This window comes from Ruegeria sp. AD11(2025), from assembly GCF_056542405.1.
The window spans coordinates 1-585 of sequence record NZ_JBQFZU010000157.1 but is presented as its reverse complement, the minus strand read 5'-3'; the positions used below and the strand labels follow the sequence as shown (position 1 = coordinate 585).

The 585-nt window shown below is 55.9% G+C and carries 1 protein-coding gene and 1 pseudogene; one reads left to right on the top strand and one right to left on the bottom strand.

Features of this window, described 5'->3' with window-relative positions; genetic code table 11:
- Nucleotides 1-201, top strand: a pseudogene (locus ACR1XY_RS24865) (aspartate aminotransferase family protein); the annotation flags it as partial.
- Between the two features lie 113 nt (nt 202-314).
- Here the strand turns inward: ACR1XY_RS24865 and ACR1XY_RS24860 are convergent.
- Nucleotides 315-551: a hypothetical protein gene (locus tag ACR1XY_RS24860; RefSeq protein ID WP_480597549.1), complete on the bottom strand. Its 237-nt coding sequence runs from the start codon at nt 549-551 to the stop codon at nt 315-317.
- Nucleotides 552-585: the final 34 nt, after the last annotated feature.

Below are 585 nucleotides of genomic sequence, written 5' to 3'. Positions count from 1 at the left end.
GGCGTCGTCGGCTACGTCTGTCGTGATCGCTGCTTTGCTAACAACCTGATCATGCGGCATGTGGGCGACCGCATGGTCATCTCGCCACCGCTGGTCCTGACACCTGCCGATATTGACGAGATGTTTGTGCGAATCCACAAATCTCTGGACGAAGCACAGGCCGACATCATCGCACAAGGGTTGATGAAGGCGGCATCCTGATCAAACGTCAAACGCGTCGATTGGAATAAGAGGCGGGCAGACTTGCCAGCCTCTTGTTTTTCTTGGTCAGGTGGTCTTTCAACCGGTGCCCGGCATCAAACAGCCAGCCCCGGCTATTCTGCCAATTGATCAGAAAGCCAGTTAAGAAGGTGTTCTGCGTTTGGGTGTTGACCCCCTGCCGTGCCACGAAAAACCGACAACTCTGTTGGTCTCCTCACCTGCTCTCTACAGGGTCGCATCAGCTTACCTTCGGCAATCATCCCTTCGGTTGTTCTCCGCCACCCAAGGGCAATCCCTTGTCCTGCCACCGCTGCCTGCAGCGCTACAGGATAGCTGTCGAATGGAACAATGCGGTGGCGACTCGGCAGAGATGACCCGACGTTT